The organism is Lutimaribacter marinistellae, from assembly GCF_042648365.1.
Lineage (GTDB): Bacteria > Pseudomonadota > Alphaproteobacteria > Rhodobacterales > Rhodobacteraceae > Lutimaribacter_A > Lutimaribacter_A marinistellae.
Map to the genome: position 1 here is coordinate 547637 of NZ_JBHRXI010000001.1, position 17450 is coordinate 565086.

The following is a 17450-nucleotide window of genomic DNA, read 5'->3' on the forward strand; positions in this document are numbered from 1 at the left end:
TCCGACCATCTTTTCAGGGGCTGTTGCATTGTTCCTGACCGTCGGCGAGTCTGAAGCTTTCGGGGGCATTCATGCTGCGTCGATCGCCGACGGCGAGGAACAACGCCACAGTCCCGGTCAAACCATGAGTTCGAAGGTTTCACCGCCACTTTGTATGGTCAGGGTGCTTTGCCCCTCTCCATCGACAAGGGCCCAGATGATCTGGCCGGTTGGGCGGTGAATCACAAAGGCCTCTTGCAGCGCATCGTTGCCAGAGCGTTCTCCGTCGGCAGTGGCCGTATGGGCAAGGTTGACCTGGAACTGGTTTCGCCCGGCGCTCTGGCCGAAGACAAGCATGTCGCCCTCACCGGCATCGTAGTCCTGCACCCAGTCGGAACCGTGGTCGAATACGCCCAGGTGAAAGAAGCGATCCGCGCCGGTGCCGCCGTTGATCCGGTCATAGCCGAAACCGCCATTGACAAAATCGTTCCCCGAGCCGCCAAAGACGAGATCCGACAAGGCTCCACCGGTCAGCACATCGTCGCCCTCTTGGCCCTGCACCTCGTCCGCACCAAAGCCCCCTGCAAGCGTGTCGTTGCCCTCTTGCCCATAGAGTAGGTCGTTCCCACCGCCGCCATCGGCGTCGTCATCGCCACCCCCCGCGACGATCACATCCCGCAAATCGTCTTGGGTCGGACCGCCGAGAATGCGATCGTCTCCGTCGCCACCATTGAGCGTGTCCGAACCAGTCCCTCCGTCAATTACGTCATCGCCGGCCAGACCGATCAGCCGGTTCGCACCTGAATCACCGACGAGACGATCATCCCACGCTGTCCCGACGGCATGCTCGACACTGATGAGCGTGTTACTCTCACCGCCAAAAATTCGCCCCAAACCCGAAGCAAGTTCGAGGTCCAGCAGGAGATCTCCGGCGCTCCATCCGTCAACCAAGGGATGGTCTGTGAAATCGACCGTGTCCTGACCACCGCCGCCATCCACCGTGTCGAAACCGCCGCCGGGTCTGATTACGTCATCCCCTGCATCACCAGAGGATGGCGCCTCAAGTCTGACCGCCCCGACCTGATCCAGCGGGTCGAGTGTTGCAGACTGCCCGTCGGGCGCATCGGGGTCGAACTGCCACTCAGCAACAAACGCCGGGGCGTCCCGCGTTTCTGTATCCAGAGGGTTCGCGTGGTAGGACCAGATCTCGTCCTCGCTGCGTGGTTCATCGAATATCCGGATATCCCCGAAAGCGCCGGTCAGATCGGCGAATTGTCCAAGACCGCTTGCCGCCGCAGCGCCGTCTGGCATATGCCCAAAGGCCAATGCGCCGCCACCGGTAATCGGCGTATCGGCACCGGCCAGATCCGAGCCGGACCATTCGAGCTCGCCATCAATATACACGCCGAGCCTGCCACCGTCGGCCTGCCAGGTCACGCTCAGGCGTTTCAATTTGCCATCGAACAAGTCCAGGTCGGAAATGTCCGTACCGATCAGCTCGCCGTTCACGATTATGCGCAGCATGCCATCCGCACCGGTGAAGAGCGCGAATTCGTTGTTTTCCCACGGCACAGCGTATGACAGCACGGGCATTCCCAGGACCGAATTCTCGCCCCTGTTCGCACGGATCAGCATTTCTATGGTCAGTGCATCGGTCGGCATCTCCGCAAACCCGGAAAGTTCCAGGAAAGACCGTTCCGACGACTGGTCGAGATGCGCCATCACTGGCGTTGTCGATTGGCCGTCCCCATGGATCAGGTCGTCGCCATCTCCGCCTTCGAGGTGGTCATTGCCTGCGAGGCCGACAAGCGTGTCATTGCCTGCCGCCCCAATGATTTCGTCCCTGTTGTCGCTGCCCTCGGCGCGGTCGGCATTGTCCGACAGGCGGAATACTTCGACCTCCCGGAAATAGTCACGGCTTCGATAACTCACGTCAAAGAAGACGTCCGGCGCGCCTTCGACGCTGTCATACGTGGTCCCGGTGGCATAGCCGCGCCCCACCCAGACCTGCAATTCGGATATGTCGCGGTCGAACTGCAAAAGGTCCGACCCCGTCCCGCCAATGACCTTATCCGTGCCGGTCGAAGCAGACAGGATGTCGTCGCCGTCGCCGCCCTCGACAAGGTCATCATCGCGCCCGCCATGAAGCGTGTCGTCGCCATCAAAACCTTGAACGTGATCGTCCCCATTGTGTCCCGAGAGGTAATCGCCGTTTCCGGTCCCTATGATGCTGTCCTGGGCCCACCCGCCGGCAAACCGTTCGATCCCGGTGAAGGCGACCGTGCCACCGCTTGAGGTCGCTGTTTGCGCGCCGACATCTATCGTCCAGTCCAGCCGACGGGCCACGAAATCGCCGAGAACGAGGCCATCGCGCTGAGACCAGTAAAGCCCGGAAAAGAACCGAAGCTCGTCTTCACCCACGCCGCCGTAGACCGTGGCGTCGCCGCTGCCGGGATCCAGCAGGTCGTTTCCGTCGCCTCCGCGTAGCGTGTCGTTGCCGTCCCAACCAATCAGGATGTCATTCCCCGCGCCGGCATCGATCAGGTCCCCGCCATCCCCCGCCTGCAACGCATCCGCGCCTTCGCTGCCGATCAAAGTCGCCGTGGCCTCGTTGACGATGACGGCCTCTACATCGCGCATCGCGGCCGTGACGCCTTGGGTCTCGTAGGTTTCCTCTGCAAGGTTCACGCGAACGGTATCGTCTTCCGCCAGGAAGAGTTCGACGATATCCCGGTCAGCACCGCCGAAAAAGTCGCTGGGTGATCCCGTCAGGCCGTCAGAGTTGCCGACGCGCAGGTAATCACGCCCGTCGCCGCCGAACAGGGATTCCCGCGCACTGTTCGGGGTAAAGTAATTGCCGTTATTGCGCAGCATGTCATTGCCTGGGCCGCCTTCCAGCCTGTCGAAGCCAAAGCCCGAATGAAAAACATCATTGCCCTCGCCCCCATAGGCGCGGACGCCGCCGTTTCCGCCAGCAAGACCGGGAATGATACGGTCGAGCCCGTCGTTGCCGCGAAATTCGATCGGATCGTTGCCGAGGATCAACCAGTCATTGGCCTGCCCGCCAAGGAACCTCTCGACACCGAAAAAGCTGATCAAGTTGTCGCTGGGATCGAATGCGACAAGTCCACCGCGACCGATGAAACTCTTGGATTCAGCCCTGCCGTTTTCGGTATCGATCAGCCAATAGCGTTCCGACCCCGACAGATCGAGCGTATCGGTTCCGTCGTCGGCAAGAGCATCCGGATCGATGGTTCCGGGGTCGCGCGGCATGTAGGTCGGAGTACCCGTTTCGGGATCCGTCCCCTCGACGATGTCGCCGAATCCTTCCGGCGCCGAGCCACCAAAAAACAAGGCTCTTTGACGGTCTTCGATATGATCGGTCAGCGAGGTGGGGTCATCCTCGAACTCCACAAACGCATATGTGTCATCGCCCGCGCCACCGACGAAACTGTCATCCATCGTGCGGCTGGTCAGCCGATCATCGCCATCGCCGCCAAAAGCGCGCAACAGGGGTGGAAGCTCATCATCTTCGGGAATGGCATCGCGGATGTTCCGCGCGTTCCCTTCGAACAGATCATTGCCAGCGCTGCCGTCGAACAGACCGAATTGCCATGAAAGCCGGAAAGCGTCGGCACCATTTGTGCCGATCGCGTTCAGGCCCGGGCTGTTTGCAACATCGGCTCCTATTGGTCGTCCGTCGGCATCGAATTTCTCGATCCGGTAACTCCGATCGCCATTCTCAGCGACATTAATGGACGACGGCAGCTGGTTGCCCGGCTCTGCGATCAGCAGCGGTGCAAGAACGTCCGAACCTGCTTGTCCATCCAGTAGTGGCGATGCGCCGAGGCCGTAAAGAACGATATCCCCGGCATTGTCGGACCGATTGATATAGTAGTTGTCGTTTCCTGCCCCCGCCAGCAACAGGTCGCCGCCGTGGCGCGTTTCGATCACATCGTCGCCGGCCCCGCCCGCGGCAATGTCGAAACCGGTTCCCAACACGATGCTGTCATTGCCTTCGCGGCCAGCAATCGTGTCGTCGCCGCGATTTCCATTGAGGCTGTTCGCAACGGCGCTGCCCACGAGCAGGTCATCTCCAACCGAGCCGAGCAGATCTTCGATCCCCCTCAAGTCGTCTGTTAGGCTACCGAGACCCGCCTCGCCCGTCGGACCAAGGACTGCCCTGATCCCGGTCGTGTTTTCGCCCGAGTAATCAACACGGTCACGACCAGCGCCACCATCAAGGGTATCAAGACCAGCGCCGCCGATCAGCGCATCGTTGCCGCCCTGTCCACGCAGGACATCGGCCAACTCTGCCCCGAGGATCAGATCATCTTCTGGCCCACCGTCGCGCTCATTCGAAACACCGTAGTCAACGCGCAGGGCAGTCGCGAGCGCCTCGAATGTGTAGACCGCGCTACCAAACACAAGGTGTTCGACCCGCATCACACGATCCGAACCGAAATTGCCAAGAAGGCCCCCGCCAACATGATTGAGTAGCATCACCTCGGTTGCCGACGCACCGCTGCCTTCTTCGATCACTTCAAAGGTGAATTCAAACAGCGGCGCGTTCGTGTAGAGCGTATCGAAACCTTCGCCGCCATCGAATACGTCGTCCCCACCCGCATTGACGATAATATCGTCCTGGGGTCCGCCATCGAGGGTGTCGTTGCCGATCCCGGCACTCAGGACATCAAGGCCGGTGATCGCATCGAGATCGCTGTTGAGAAACGGAAGCGCATTGATCCCCAGCAGGACATCGGTGCCAGGGGCGCCGCTATCGCGCAATAGCGGTTCTACATATCCGTTTTCTCCAAGCAGTCGCGCCGCGAGATTATTCTTGAGGTTCAGCGACGGCACATCATCGACAGCCCCGCGAACATCCTCGATCGCGCTGATCATCGGCTGGTCGAAATCGGGGTCGGTGCCGAAAATCGTCGGGAAATCATCGGGGATTCCGTCGAGCGGGTTCAGAAACGAAATGTTTGGCAGCAGTCCGCCTATCGCGTTGTCGACCGCATCGACAAGTGCCTGCACGCCGAGCGCCTCCATCACCGGATCAAGTACAGGACGCGTGACCGTTCCGATTGCGCTTTCGGCCTTTTCCAGAACCCAGGTCAACGGGCTGAGTGCGTCGGTGATCACGCTAAGCGGCTTGCCGATCCCTTCGAGCTTGGACGCAACGGCATCGAGGCCATTGCGAAAATCCTCCATCACGTTGCCCATGTCGGAAAATGGCGCCAGCGCCGACTCGAGGGTCGTGACCCTTGTTTCCATCTCCTCCAGCGCTTGTTCGGGGAACCGGGAATTGAGGTCTTCGAACAGGTTTTCCATTTGCTCGAGCACCAGTTGAGCCTCGTCCGACAGCGCGGCCGGATCGAGGTTCACGGCCTCTTGCAGGTCCAGCAGGCTGCTCCGGATCGATGCGATGTCGCCCTGATCGTTCGCCAGATCGAGTTGCAGAGCCTTGACACCCGTCTTGGCTGTCGTGATTGCAACGCCAAAGACCTTGATCTCGGTCTCATGCCGCGCAAGCGCTTCCTTTATCTGCTCTGACCGCGCGGCGACCTTGTCCAGAATGCGATCGACTGATCGTGCTATGCTGCTGGTTGGCGGAAAGAGCTTGAGAAACGTGGTGACATCCCGAAAATCATCTACCAGTCGGTCGATGACCTCGGCATCCTTGGAGGCCTTGCTGAGAGCCTCCTGAACGTTGCCAAGTGCCTTGAGCGTTTTGGCGGCCGCCTTCAACCCATCGTCGTAGCGGTCGAAATCCCGGTCGATGGCCTCGACGTTTCGCACGTATTGATCAAGGTGCTGTCCCATCGAAACCCTTACAAAAAAGAAACCAATATTCGCGAGGGTGGCGCGCCAACTGACGCAGGGTCAACATTTTTCTGTAATCGATCCCGAAGGCGAGAGTCGGCACCGATTGGCAAAAATGGAAAAAGCTGCATCAAAAACGCAGCTTTTTCCTTTGTAATCAAATGATCGCGCGGGCAATTGCCCTGTGTTCGACACGGTCAAGCCCTGGCAGGCCAGACGCGGTATTCAGCCCAGGATCGTCCGTACGGCCCGATCTGTCGCCGACACGACGGTATCGGCCTCTTCTCTGGACAGGCAAAGCGGCGGCGCAAACCCGAGTATGTCGCCCTGCGGCATCGCTCTCGAGATTACCTTGTCCTGCTCCAACATCTTGCCGACAACTTGCGGACCGATCTTGTCCGCAGCATCAAAAAATGTTCGCGAACCTTTGTCCTTCACCAACTCCACGGCACAGAGCATCCCGTCACCCCGCACCTCGCCGACATTGGGGTGATCGGCCAGCGCCTCCGACATGGACTTGTTGAGATAGGCCCCGACATCGCCCGCGTTGTTCACAAGGTTCAGTTCGTCGATCAGTTTCAGGTTGGCGACACCTGCCGCCGCGCCGATCGGGTGGGCGGAATAGGTCCAGCCATGGCCGATCGGTCCGTTCTCATCCGTGCCCTGTTCCAGAACTTTCCACATCTTTTCGCCGACGATGGATCCGGACAGTGGCGCATAGGCTGATGTCAGACCCTTGGCGATCGTGATCAGGTCGGGCCGAATGCCGTAGTGGTCGGACCCGAACATCGTTCCCAGACGCCCGAAGCCTGTCACGACCTCATCAGCGACGAGCAGGATGTCATGCTTGTCCAGAACCTTCTGGATCGCCTCCCAATATCCGGCTGGCGGCGGAACGATGCCCCCTGTTCCCAGAATCGGCTCGCCGATGAAGGCTGCAATGGTATCCGAGCCCTCACGTTCGATCAGCGCTTCGAGCTCTGCCGCACAATGCGCAGAAAATGCCTCCTCGCTCATCTCTGCATCCGGGCGGCGGAAGTAATACGGGGCCTCCGTGTGGATGACCTGGGCCAGTGGCAGGTCGAATTTCTTGTGAAACAGCTCCAGCCCGGTCAGCGAGCCGGTAACGAGGCCCGAGCCATGATAACCACGCCAGCGCGAGATGATCTTCTTCTTTTCGGGGCGACCGAGGATGTTGTTGTAGTACCAGATCAGCTTGACATTGGTCTCGTTCGCATCAGACCCGCCGAGGCCGAAATAGACCTTGGACATGCCTGCCGGTGCGCGCTCCAGTATCATGTGCGCAAGGGTGATCGACGCTTCGGTCCCGTGGCCGACATAGGCGTGGTAATAAGCCAGTTCGCGGGCCTGATCGGCGATGGCCTCTGCGATCTCGGTCCGGCCATACCCGACATTCACGCAGTAAAGACCAGCAAAGGCGTCAAGCAGCCTGGTGCCGTCTCGGTCCTCGATGAAAACCCCGCTGCCTGTCTTGACGACACGGTTGGGGCTTTCGCCGCGGGCGTGCTGTGCCAGATGGGTCGAAGGGTGGAAAAAGGCCTCACGGTCCCACTGGTCGAGTTGGTCGTTCTTCAGCATTACTGCTCCTTCCATTGGTCGGGCTGCTCGGGGCCGGTCAGGCCCAATCCCGGCAGACGTACTTGATTTCCATAAATTCTTCCATGCCAAGCCTTGCGCCCTCGCGTCCAAGACCGGACTGCTTGGTGCCGCCGAAAGGGATCGGCGCTCCGGTGACCTTGGTCCGGTTGACCGCAACCATGCCATATTGCAGCGCTCGGCTGAGCCGATAGATGCGCCGAGGATCGAGGCTGTGAACGTAAGCGACAAGCCCATACTCGCTGTCATTGGCGCGCGCTACCACTTCGACCTCGGTGTCGAATGGCGCGATGGGGGCGACCGGGCCAAAGGTTTCCTCGGACAGGATACGCGCATCGGCAGGAACGTCGGCCAGAACGGTCGGCTGGTAGAACAACGGCCCCAACGCATGCCGCGTACCACCCGTCAAAAGGCGCGCCCCCTTGGCAAGCGCGTCGGCCACGTGATCCTCTTGCTTGGCGATTGCCCTTTCGTTCATCAAAGGGCCGATGTCGGGGTCATTCATACCAGCACCGACTTGCAAGGCCGCCGTAGCCTCGGCAAAGCGCGCGATGAAATCATCGTAGACACTGCGCTCGACAAAGATCCTGTTGGCCCCAAGGCAATCCTGACCGGAGGTTGCGAATTTCGCCTTGATCGTCTCGGACACTGCGCGGTCGAGATCGCAATCGGCGAACACGATCACCGGAGCATGGCCGCCCAACTCCATCACCAGCCGTTTCACGGTATCGGCTGATTGGCGATAAATCAATTTTCCCACTTCGGTCGAACCGGTGAAAGACAACGCACGTATCCGGGTGTCACGGGTCCATGGTTCCACGATTTCGGGCGCGTTTCCTGTCACGACGTTGAACACGCCCGGCGGAAAACCCGCCCGCTCGGCCAGTTCCGCCAGGGCGAGCGCGCTGAACGGCGTCTCGGCCGAGGGGTGGGCAACGACGGTACATCCGGCGGCCAGTGCAGCGGCGGCCTTGCGCGTCAACATGGCCGAGGGAAAATTCCACGGTGTTATCAGGGCTGCGACACCCACGGGTTCGAGCCAGAGTTCAACCTCGGCATCCGGTAGGTGGCTGGTAACACCCTCGATATTCGGACGCTTGGCCTCTTCGGCATAGAACTCGACGAAACTAGCGGCATAGTCGATTTCGCCCCGCGCCTCGGAGATCGGTTTGCCTTGCTCCAGAACCATGATCCGGGCGAGATCCTCGCGATGTTCGATCATCAGGTCATACCACCGGCGCAGGATGACCGATCGATCCTGTGGCAGCCTGCCGGACCAGTCGGCAAAGGCCGACTGGGCGGCATCGACGGCAGCGGTTGCCTCGGCACCACTTAACGCGGCCACATCGCCCAACCGATCGCCATTGGCCGGGTCAGTCACGACGAAGCTGTCCCCCGAAGCGGCGGCACACCATTTGCCACCGACATATGCGAACGAGCGCAGCAGCGCCTTGTCGCCAATTTCCTCACGTGCCGAAAATGCGCTGTCCAGCATATGGTGCCTCCTGTGTCTGATCGCTGTCAGGATCGGCGATGACGGCAGAGGATGTGACTGAACTTGACGCGTCGCGCAGAATTTTCAGCTAGGCATCGCCGTTTCCAAAGAGGATTTCCAGCGGTGGCGGCCCCGCACCCTTCACCGGCTTGGTCACGATGTAGGTGAAGTAGCGGCTCAACCCGATCCGCGCGTCGAGCATCTCGTCGATCAGGCGCTGATAGGCGTCGATGTCCCGCGTCACGATCTGCAGCAGGTAATCGAAACCACCGCCAAGAGCCCAGCATGCCACCACCTCGTCATATCGCTGCATCGCCGCCTCGAAGGCGCGAAAGCTGCCCGATGTGTGATCGACAAGCTCGGCCGCCACGAAAACTGTTACATGCGGAGCCAGTTTCCGCAGGTCGATGCGCGCACCGTAGCCTTCGATCAGGCCTGCGCTTTCGAGCTTCTTCAGACGTTCCCAACACGGGGTGGGGGACAGCCCGATCCGATCGGCCAAGGCCGATTTCGTAATTCGCCCCTCGCTGCTGAGGACGCGCAGTATTGCAAGGTCGCGGTCGTCAAGTTGCATGCGCGGTTTGTCTACGATGCGAGGAAGGGTTTGTCCGGTTCGAACGCATTCCATACCCTGTCATGTTTGAATCGGACTTCACAAGGGCCTAGCCTGCGCAGCAGCATAACGGGACTCACCCACCTCATGTGACTGTGCCGCTTAACCTGAAACGACGAGCCTGTTTGCGGGCCGAACAGCTGAAAGGATGCCATGCCAATCGAATTCGCCCCCTTCGCCAAGGCCGAGTATGACCGCCGTATCGCACTGGTGCGCGAGTCGATGGCGCAGGCTGGGTTGGACGTTTTGTTCATCACCAACCCATCGAACCAGAACTGGCTGACCGGATATGACGGTTGGTCATTCTACGTGCACCAAGGTGTGATCCTGACGATGGACGGGGATCCTTGGTGGTGGGGCCGTTTCATGGACGCCAACGGCGCGCGCCGGACCGTATGGATGGAAGAGGAAAATGTCCTGCACTATGCGGACCGGTATGTTCAAAGCCCCGACGTGCACCCAATGGAGGATCTTGCCTCTCACCTGCGGATCATGGGGTTCGGCGACAAACGTATCGGCGTGGAAATGGAGACCTACTATTTCACCGCGCGCGCCTTTGCGACGCTGGCGATGGGCTTGCCCGAGGCGGAATTTGTCGATGCCACCACGCTGGTGAACTGGCAACGCCTCATCAAATCGCCCGAAGAAATCGGTTTCATGCGCCGGGCGGCACGGATCTCGGAACTGGTCATCAACCGAGCGGTCGAGCTTGCCGAACCCGGGATGCGCAAACACGATCTGGTCGGCGAACTCTTCAAGACGTCGGTGCAGGGCGAGGATGACAGCTGGGGCGACTATCCCGCTATCGTTCCGCTGCTGCCATCAGGCGAGGACGCATCGGCCCCACACCTGACATGGAATGGCGAGGCGCTGAAAAAAGGCGAAGCGACGTTTATCGAACAGTCGGGATGCTTTCGCCGCTACCACGCCCCTCTTTGTCGGTCGATCTTCTTCGGCAAGCCGCCGAAATACATGCTGGATGCCGCCGAGGCGCTGACCGAAGGGCTGAACGCCGGGATCGAGGTTGCACGACCAGGCAATCGCGCCTGCGACATCGCCCGCGCGCTGGATGTCGAGTTGCAGAAGGTGGGAATCGACCGGCCCGCACGCTGCGGCTATGCCGTCGGGCTGTCTTATCCACCGGATTGGGGCGAACACACTGTCTCGCTCCGCGCCTTCGATGAAACCGTTCTTGAACCGGGAATGACCTTTCACTTCATGCCCGGCTTATGGATGGATGGCTGGGGGATCGAGACGACCGAAACGATCCTCATTCGCGAAGACGGCCCTGCCGAGCCGCTCTGCAACGTGGAACGCAAACTCTTCGTGAAGGATTGAGATGAGCCTGCTCGAAGACACCAAGGCACTGCTGGCGGACCTGATCGCCTATCCAACCGTGTCGGCCGACAGCAACCTCGCGCTGATAGAACATCTCGCGCAGGCGCTGGAAAACGCCGGCGCACGGGTCGAGATCTGGCATGACCTGACAGGAACCAAGGCCAACCTTTTTGCCACGTTAGGGCCGGATCGAGATGGCGGTATCGTTCTGTCAGGCCACTCCGACGTGGTCCCCGTGACCGATCAGGACTGGACGTCGGACCCATTCGTCATGGAAGAGCGCGACGGAAGGCTTTATGGCCGCGGAACCTGCGACATGAAGGGGTTCATCGCCGCAGCCGTGTCCATGGCTCCGCGCTACGCCGCGCTGAACCCGTCTCGGCCGGTTCATTTCGCCTTTACCTATGACGAGGAAGTCGGGTGCTTTGGTGCTCAGGCGCTCGCCGAGAAGCTGCGCGAAAAGGATATCAGGCCAGCTGTCGCGATCATCGGCGAACCAACCTCGATGCGTGTCATCGAGGGGCACAAGGGTTGTTACGAATACACCACGCATATCACCGGCCTTGAGGGTCACGGCAGCGGGCCGGATCGCGGCGTGAACGCGGTGGAATATGCGGTACGCTATGTCGGCAAGCTTTTGGAGTTGAAGGGCGCCCTGCAAGGCCGCGCACCAGCTGGCAGCCGGTTCGAGCCGCCATGGACGACAATCAACACCGGCTCTCTCACGGGTGGGGTCGCGCATAATGTCATTCCGGGAAAGGCACGCATCGAATGGGAAATGCGCCCGGTTCAGCGAATGGATGCGGATTTCGTAAAGGCCGAACTGCAACATTTCTGTGTTCATGACCTTATCCCCACGATGCGATCCGTTCATCCCGGCGCCGGGATCGAAACCGAAACCATCGGCGAGGTCGACGGGTTGGAACCTATGACCGAAAACGAAGCCCGCGATCTGGTGATGGAACTCACCGGAGCGAACGGTGCGGATCTGGTTCCGTTCGGCACCGAAGCGGGGATTTTCCAGGGCCTCGGCATGAGCGTCGTGGTCTGCGGGCCGGGCTCGATAGAGCAGGCACACAAGCCGGATGAATTCGTCTCGCTCGACCAGCTTGGTCAATGCCTCGCCATGCTTGAACGGCTGGGGGCGAAGCTGGTTTGACGAGGCGGATCACAAACGCTTTGCAACTTCTTCAAGCATCACCTCGGTCGCGCCGCCGCCGATGGATTGAACCCGTGCATCACGGGCCATCCTTTCGATCGCCATGCCGCGCATGTAGCCCGCGCCGCCGTGAAACTGCAGGCAGTCATACATGACTTCGTTCACCAACTCCCCGCAATATGCCTTGATCATCGACACTTCGCGTACCAGATCCTCGGCCGCCGCCATCCGGGCGGCCGTGGCATATACCATCTGACGACCCGCCTCCACCTTTGCCGCCAGCATTGACAGGCGTTGGCGAATGGTCTGCTTGTCCCAAAGCGCTGCGCCGAAGGCATGCCGGTCGCGGACGTATCCCAGTGTAAGTTCCAGCGCGGCCTGTGCCTCTCCCATTGCCATGGCCCCAAGGACCAGACGCTCGTTCTGGAAGTTCTTCATGATTTCGTAAAAGCCTCGACCCTCGGCGCCCAGCACATTCGTGGCGGGAACGCGCAGATCGACGAATGACAATTCCGCGGTGTCCGAACTGTGCCAGCCTTGCTTGTCGAGTTTCCGGGCCACCGCGAAGCCGGGCACGCCCTTTTCAACAAGAAACATCGTCACGCCATGACTGGGCGGGGCGTCAGGGTCGGATTTCGCGGCGATGCAGTAAAGGTCAGCCAGCACACCATTGGTGATGAAAACCTTGCTGCCGTTCAACACCCAAGAGTCTCCGTCGCGCCGGGCGGTCGTTCCAATGCCCTTCACGTCGGAGCCTGCTCCGGGCTCGGTGATGCCGACCGCCGTTATGACTTCGCCGGAAATCACGGACGGAAGCCATTTCGCCTTCTGTGCATCATTGCCGGCATTCAGAACATGGACCGAGGCCATATCGGTATGCACAAGCGCGGTTATCGCCACCCCCGAAAACGTCGACCGTCCCAGTTCCTCGGCCAAGACAACGGTTGCACGGGCATCCATGTCCGACCCGCCATAGGCCTCGGGAAAGCGGATGCCGAAGAACCCCAGATCGCCCATCCGCCGCAGAACATCTCGCGGTGTCTCACCCTGCGCTTCCCACACCTCGGCATGGGGCTTGATCTCCTCTTCGACGAAACGGCGCACCTGACGCCGCAACAAGTGATGTTCTTCGTCAAAGAACAGGTCGCTATCCGCTGCGGTGTCAAACATGGCTGTCCTCCCGATGGGCATCTTGGAAAGACACCGCGAAACGGTCAAGAGCAGGTCACTTCCACGCGAAACGCGGCTGGTCGAAGTGTGCTACGCGCGTCGCGCGGCCGTGAATCGCAACTTCCCGGAATTGATAGATCACGGCCGCGGTGGGCGCGTACATGTAATGACCCAGAGTAGGGAAATAGGCCGAAAGCACAGGCTGATCGCCGTGTTCGCTGTCAAGCAGTCGCGGGATATCGGGGCTGTCGAGTTCGGAGAAGGGCAAGTGAAAGGTCTCGGCGACCTCACCCGGATCGGGATGCAGGGTGACGTTCGCCCCGGCCCAGACCACGACGGGCGACATGATGAAACCCGACCGCGTGGCAAACGGATCGAGATGCCCAAGAATGCGCTCGGCTCCTAGCTCGAGACCCAGTTCCTCGTGCAGCTCCCGCAAAGCGGCTTGGTCGATGGTCTCGCCCGGATCGAGACGGCCACCGGGAAGAGCGTACTGCCCTCCGTGCCGGTTCAATCCGCTGGGACGGAGGGTAACGATCACGCTGGCCTCGCCGGTTTCGGGACTGCCTGCGACGACAACCGCCACGGCCGCCTGACGCCACTCACCCTCTGGAGGCGGGATTCGTGAAAAGCCATTCAACCGGGTCCTGATAGAATGACACAGGATGTCATCCGGTATGGTCATATTCATCGCCTGCTGCCCCTGTCTTATGGATTTATGCAACGAAAGCATCTTTCACCCGACGAAGTCGAGACCAGGCAGCGGCCCCAAGACCTTGCAATCGCAACGTTTCGTCATCGCCGGACCAAGCCGGAGCCTGTACGCGCCCGAATTCGTGCCTAACTTGTAGGGATCGGCATGCAATCACCAAGCGGGGCGCAAGCATCACATGACTGAACGAAATGGACGCCTTACGGCCGAAGAAGCCAAGGGCCTGCGCACCGCCAAAGAGCTCGAAGGTCACTTGGCGTGGCTGGACACATTCACACCAGCCGCGCTTGGAGTGCTTGCAACTGCTTCCGGAATCTACACCTACTTGGGCGTTTCATCCCTGCTGGAGGACAACGGCGCATTGTCGTTTTTCGCGGCGGTCGCCTATTCCATCGCAGTGTCAGTCGGCATTTTCGTTTTCTGGAGCTACATGCTGCGGCTTTTACCGTCCATGCGCAGCGGTGGTGGGTTCATCGGGTTGACGATCTCGACCATTGTCGGTTCGCTGGCGATCATCGCGATGTCCAGCTGGCTCAACGCCGCAGCGCTTGCCGGTTCGGCAGCGGTCGAGCAACACCTTGAAAACACGGTCCGCGACTATCAGGCCTCACTTGAACAGGCCCATGACATCGCCCTGAGCGGCCAGAGCCTGTCGCGTGAGGTCGAACGAGCCCGGCAGAGCTTCGAAGATCTCGCCGAGCTCGAGCAATCGGGGGATCTGTCAGGTACCTCGGGCCGCGGTGCGGTGTTTCGTGTTCTGACGCAAAAAGCCGAAGAGCTCGACAACCTGCGTGAGCAGATCGACGCGCAACAGCCCCTGATCGAAAACGCATTTGGACGGGGCAATGAAATCCTTGGCCGAATGCGGGAACTGACCGTCGCGCCCGGACCGGTCGATACGCGGTCTGTTCAGTTTTCGGAGGAAAGCGTAAAACTTGCCGGAGTCATCTCTCAACTCAACCAGTTGAACGTGGCGCCATTGGTTGCACGCGCGGCAGAGGATCTTCCCGCTTCGGTCGTTCTGCCGGAACTCGACGGTCGCAGCGCCGAAGTGCGGCAGGCGCAGTCGGCGACAATCGAGTCGGTGCTGACCGCCCTCGACCAACGGGCGCGGACGTTGCGGAATGCCGCCGAAGAGGTTCTGGCGATGGAGCCGCCACCCGAGACCGCCTATAATCCGATATCCAGCGCGGATGCGGTGATCCGGTATGCCGAAAACTTCGTTCCGTCCTGGGCAGGTGCGATCGCCATAGATCTGCTGCCAGCCGTCCTCGTCTTTATCCTGGCCATAACGCAGGCGGCGATCCGGTCCGGACGCGACGGAATGAGTATAGAGGAAACGTTGACGCTCGCCGATCTCAAGGCCGCCGTGAACGCGATGCGCGATGTCGAACTGGCCATGGGCGACGCAGATGCAGCGATGCTCGACCGAACCGCTGCGAAACCTACGACCACCGCGGCGCCCGAACCGACCGCGTCAACGGACGACAAGGTATGACGGATCGCCCCCGGAATACCGGGCTGCGCCGGGGATTGAGGCTGATCCTGCTGCTTCAGATCGCGATTGCGGGGATGATGCTCGTCATCGATATTCCCGCCCAATTGCCGCCCGGGCTGTTTGACCGCGAGCGGCTTCCGACAGGGCCAATTTCTCCGGGAGATCAGACGCGCAGATACGACCCGCAACGCAGTCCGTCCGATTTCATGGACCGGACCAGCCCTGCCGATATTGCCCTGCCCGACCAGTTCGCGGATCGTCTGCAATTCGAGCTTCGCGAGACCGAAGGCATGGGCAATCTGCTATTGCTTACTGGCGCAATCGCCCCCGGAGATGCCGATCGGATGGCCGAGGAACTCGACAGCTTGATCGAACCACCCGACGGCATCGCGTTGCACAGCCCCGGCGGAACCGTCTCCGAGGCTCGGGCCATTGGTCGAATCATTCGCGACAGGGGTTTTCCCACTTTGGTGCTGGCCGGGGCCTCCTGCATGTCGTCCTGCCCGTATGTTTTCGCAGCCGGTGCCGAGAGGACCGCGTCACGCCAAGGTGCGATAGGCATGCACCAGCATTACTATGACCAATCGCGTTTCATCCCGGCGGTGTTTGCAGTGTCCGACATCCAGCGCGGGCAAGGAGAAACACTCGAGTACCTGATCGATATGGGCATTGATCCTGCCGTGATGATCTACTCGCTCAAGACACCTCCTGAACGCATCTATGTACTGGTCGAAGACGAGTTGCTGGAAACGGGGCTGGCAACCAACGTGATCGACTGAGATTGCGCCTTGTTTACCGGGTCGGGAGTGGCAGACTGTGTATTTCCGCCCTCGATCCAGGCAAGGAAGACGCTCATGCAACCCCATGAACCGCCCCTCACGAATAGCGATATCGCAACACTGACCGAGTGGCGCCGCGAACTGCACCGGCGCCCCGAGTTGTCGGGAGAGGAAAAGGAGACGGCAAAGACCGTTCTTGCCATGCTTGAGGAGTGTCACCCTGATGAGGTTCTCACCGATCTCGGCGGTCACGGCGTGGCAGCGATTTTCCACGGCGCAGAAAAGGGCCCGTCGGTCATGCTTCGCTGTGAGATTGACGGGCTGCCGATAGAGGAATTGAACCCTGGTCTGCCCTATCGGTCGGAAGTCGCAGGCAAAGGCCACTTGTGCGGTCACGACGGGCATATGGCGATCCTTGCTGCCACCGCGCGTTGGCTGGCGCGCAACAGGCCCCGACACGGATGCGTGATCCTGTTGTTTCAACCTGCCGAAGAAAACGGCGCTGGCGCCGCTGCGGTCATCCAAGACCCTCGATTTGCTAAGCTTGATATCGACTATGCGTTTTCCTTGCACAATTTCCCCGGCCTCCCTCTTGGTCATGTTCTGCTGGCGCCGGGTGTGATGAATTGTGCATCGCGAGGCATGAAGATCGAGTTGGTAGGCAAGACCGCTCATGCCTCACAACCCGAAACCGGCACGTCGCCCGCCCCCGCACTGGCACACCTGATTTCGGACCTTGGCGGCCTTGGGTCCGCTACGGATGTCGATGACCCCGATTTCCGATTGGTCACCGTGACACATGCGCGGATGGGCGAACCCGCCTTCGGGATTGCACCCGGTGTAGCAGAGCTGTGGGTCACGCTGCGTAGCCGGACCGATGAGGGAATGGCCGCATTGGTGGAACATGCCGAAACCGCCGTGACCATGGCGGCCGCCTCCCACAGCCTAAAAGCGGCCATCAGCTATCAGGATGTTTTTCGACATTGCGAAAATCATCCCGACGCGGTGCGTGAGTTAACTCGGGCGTTGGACGCCGAAAGGGTGGCCCGCACCGATGGCTTGCTGCCGATGCGCGCCTCGGAAGACTTCGGTCGCTTCGGGGATCATACCAAGTCGGCGATGCTTCTTTTGGGATCGGGCGAAGACCGGCCCAGCCTGCACAACCCCGATTATGATTTTCCCGACGAGTTGATACCGATTGGCGCGAGTATCTTCATTCGCACTCTTCGGAACCTGTGTTTCGGGTTTGAGTGAAGCAAGGCGC

The 17450-nt window shown here is 60.4% G+C and carries 11 protein-coding genes; 5 read left to right on the forward strand and 6 right to left on the reverse strand.

Annotated features, from left to right (window positions below; all coding sequences use genetic code 11):
- Nucleotides 1-117: 117 nt before the first annotated feature.
- The 4 genes from ACFORG_RS02485 to ACFORG_RS02500 all read right to left on the reverse strand — a co-directional run bounded on the left by ACFORG_RS02485 (nucleotide 118) and on the right by ACFORG_RS02500 (nucleotide 9491).
- On the reverse strand, nucleotides 118-5805 hold the full coding sequence (locus tag ACFORG_RS02485) for a LamG-like jellyroll fold domain-containing protein (protein WP_386733788.1): 5688 nt from the start codon (nucleotides 5803-5805) through the stop codon (nucleotides 118-120).
- A gap of 225 nt (nucleotides 5806-6030) precedes the next feature.
- On the reverse strand, nucleotides 6031-7404 hold the full coding sequence (locus ACFORG_RS02490; protein ID WP_386733789.1) for an aspartate aminotransferase family protein: 1374 nt from the start codon (nucleotides 7402-7404) through the stop codon (nucleotides 6031-6033).
- A 37-nt stretch (nucleotides 7405-7441) separates the two neighbouring features.
- Nucleotides 7442-8917 carry an NAD-dependent succinate-semialdehyde dehydrogenase gene (locus ACFORG_RS02495; protein WP_386733790.1) on the reverse strand — a complete coding sequence of 492 codons (1476 nt, stop codon included), beginning with the start codon at nucleotides 8915-8917 and terminating at the stop codon, nucleotides 7442-7444.
- A gap of 88 nt (nucleotides 8918-9005) precedes the next feature.
- Nucleotides 9006-9491, reverse strand: coding sequence for an Lrp/AsnC family transcriptional regulator (locus ACFORG_RS02500; RefSeq protein ID WP_386733791.1), 486 nt, complete (start codon nucleotides 9489-9491; stop codon nucleotides 9006-9008).
- Between the two features lie 192 nt (nucleotides 9492-9683).
- Between ACFORG_RS02500 and ACFORG_RS02505 the strand changes: the two genes are divergently transcribed.
- Together ACFORG_RS02505 and argE are read left to right on the forward strand one after the other, a co-directional pair.
- On the forward strand, nucleotides 9684-10868 hold the full coding sequence (locus tag ACFORG_RS02505; RefSeq protein ID WP_386733792.1) for a M24 family metallopeptidase: 1185 nt from the start codon (nucleotides 9684-9686) through the stop codon (nucleotides 10866-10868).
- A 1-nt stretch (nucleotide 10869) separates the two neighbouring features.
- Nucleotides 10870-12027 (forward strand): acetylornithine deacetylase, encoded by a 1158-nt coding sequence (argE, locus tag ACFORG_RS02510; RefSeq protein ID WP_386733793.1) that lies wholly within the window; start codon nucleotides 10870-10872, stop codon nucleotides 12025-12027.
- A 9-nt stretch (nucleotides 12028-12036) separates the two neighbouring features.
- Here argE and ACFORG_RS02515 read toward each other — a convergent pair whose 3' ends face one another.
- Both ACFORG_RS02515 and ACFORG_RS02520 read right to left on the reverse strand, forming a co-directional pair.
- Nucleotides 12037-13197 carry an acyl-CoA dehydrogenase family protein gene (locus tag ACFORG_RS02515; protein ID WP_386733794.1) on the reverse strand — a complete coding sequence of 387 codons (1161 nt, stop codon included), beginning with the start codon at nucleotides 13195-13197 and terminating at the stop codon, nucleotides 12037-12039.
- A gap of 55 nt (nucleotides 13198-13252) precedes the next feature.
- The gene (locus ACFORG_RS02520) at nucleotides 13253-13882 is read right to left on the reverse strand and encodes an NUDIX hydrolase (RefSeq protein ID WP_386733795.1); all 630 of its coding nucleotides are present in this window, start codon (nucleotides 13880-13882) and stop codon (nucleotides 13253-13255) included.
- A gap of 205 nt (nucleotides 13883-14087) precedes the next feature.
- Here ACFORG_RS02520 and ACFORG_RS02525 point away from each other — a divergent pair, with 205 nt between their 5' ends.
- From ACFORG_RS02525 to ACFORG_RS02535, 3 genes are all read left to right on the forward strand, one after another.
- Nucleotides 14088-15407: a hypothetical protein gene (locus ACFORG_RS02525; protein ID WP_386733796.1), complete on the forward strand. Its 1320-nt coding sequence runs from the start codon at nucleotides 14088-14090 to the stop codon at nucleotides 15405-15407.
- Entirely contained in the window at nucleotides 15404-16186 is a 783-nt protein-coding gene (locus ACFORG_RS02530) for a COG3904 family protein (protein WP_386733797.1), read from the forward strand. The genes ACFORG_RS02525 and ACFORG_RS02530 overlap by 4 nt, the downstream gene beginning before the upstream one ends.
- A 75-nt stretch (nucleotides 16187-16261) precedes the next feature.
- Nucleotides 16262-17440 carry an amidohydrolase gene (locus tag ACFORG_RS02535; protein ID WP_386733798.1) on the forward strand — a complete coding sequence of 393 codons (1179 nt, stop codon included), beginning with the start codon at nucleotides 16262-16264 and terminating at the stop codon, nucleotides 17438-17440.
- Nucleotides 17441-17450 lie beyond the last annotated feature (10 nt).

Coding starts and splice junctions, on each gene's coding strand:
- ACFORG_RS02525 (WP_386733796.1), top strand. CDS start 14,088: ATGACTGAACGAAATGGACGCCTTACGGCCGAAGAAGCCAAGGGCCTG.
- ACFORG_RS02500 (WP_386733791.1), bottom strand. CDS start 9,491: ATGCAACTTGACGACCGCGACCTTGCAATACTGCGCGTCCTCAGCAGC.
- ACFORG_RS02530 (WP_386733797.1), top strand. CDS start 15,404: ATGACGGATCGCCCCCGGAATACCGGGCTGCGCCGGGGATTGAGGCTG.
- ACFORG_RS02515 (WP_386733794.1), bottom strand. CDS start 13,197: ATGTTTGACACCGCAGCGGATAGCGACCTGTTCTTTGACGAAGAACAT.
- ACFORG_RS02535 (WP_386733798.1), top strand. CDS start 16,262: ATGCAACCCCATGAACCGCCCCTCACGAATAGCGATATCGCAACACTG.
- ACFORG_RS02485 (WP_386733788.1), bottom strand. CDS start 5,805: ATGGGACAGCACCTTGATCAATACGTGCGAAACGTCGAGGCCATCGAC.
- ACFORG_RS02520 (WP_386733795.1), bottom strand. CDS start 13,882: ATGACCATACCGGATGACATCCTGTGTCATTCTATCAGGACCCGGTTG.
- ACFORG_RS02495 (WP_386733790.1), bottom strand. CDS start 8,917: ATGCTGGACAGCGCATTTTCGGCACGTGAGGAAATTGGCGACAAGGCG.
- ACFORG_RS02490 (WP_386733789.1), bottom strand. CDS start 7,404: ATGCTGAAGAACGACCAACTCGACCAGTGGGACCGTGAGGCCTTTTTC.
- argE (WP_386733793.1), top strand. CDS start 10,870: ATGAGCCTGCTCGAAGACACCAAGGCACTGCTGGCGGACCTGATCGCC.
- ACFORG_RS02505 (WP_386733792.1), top strand. CDS start 9,684: ATGCCAATCGAATTCGCCCCCTTCGCCAAGGCCGAGTATGACCGCCGT.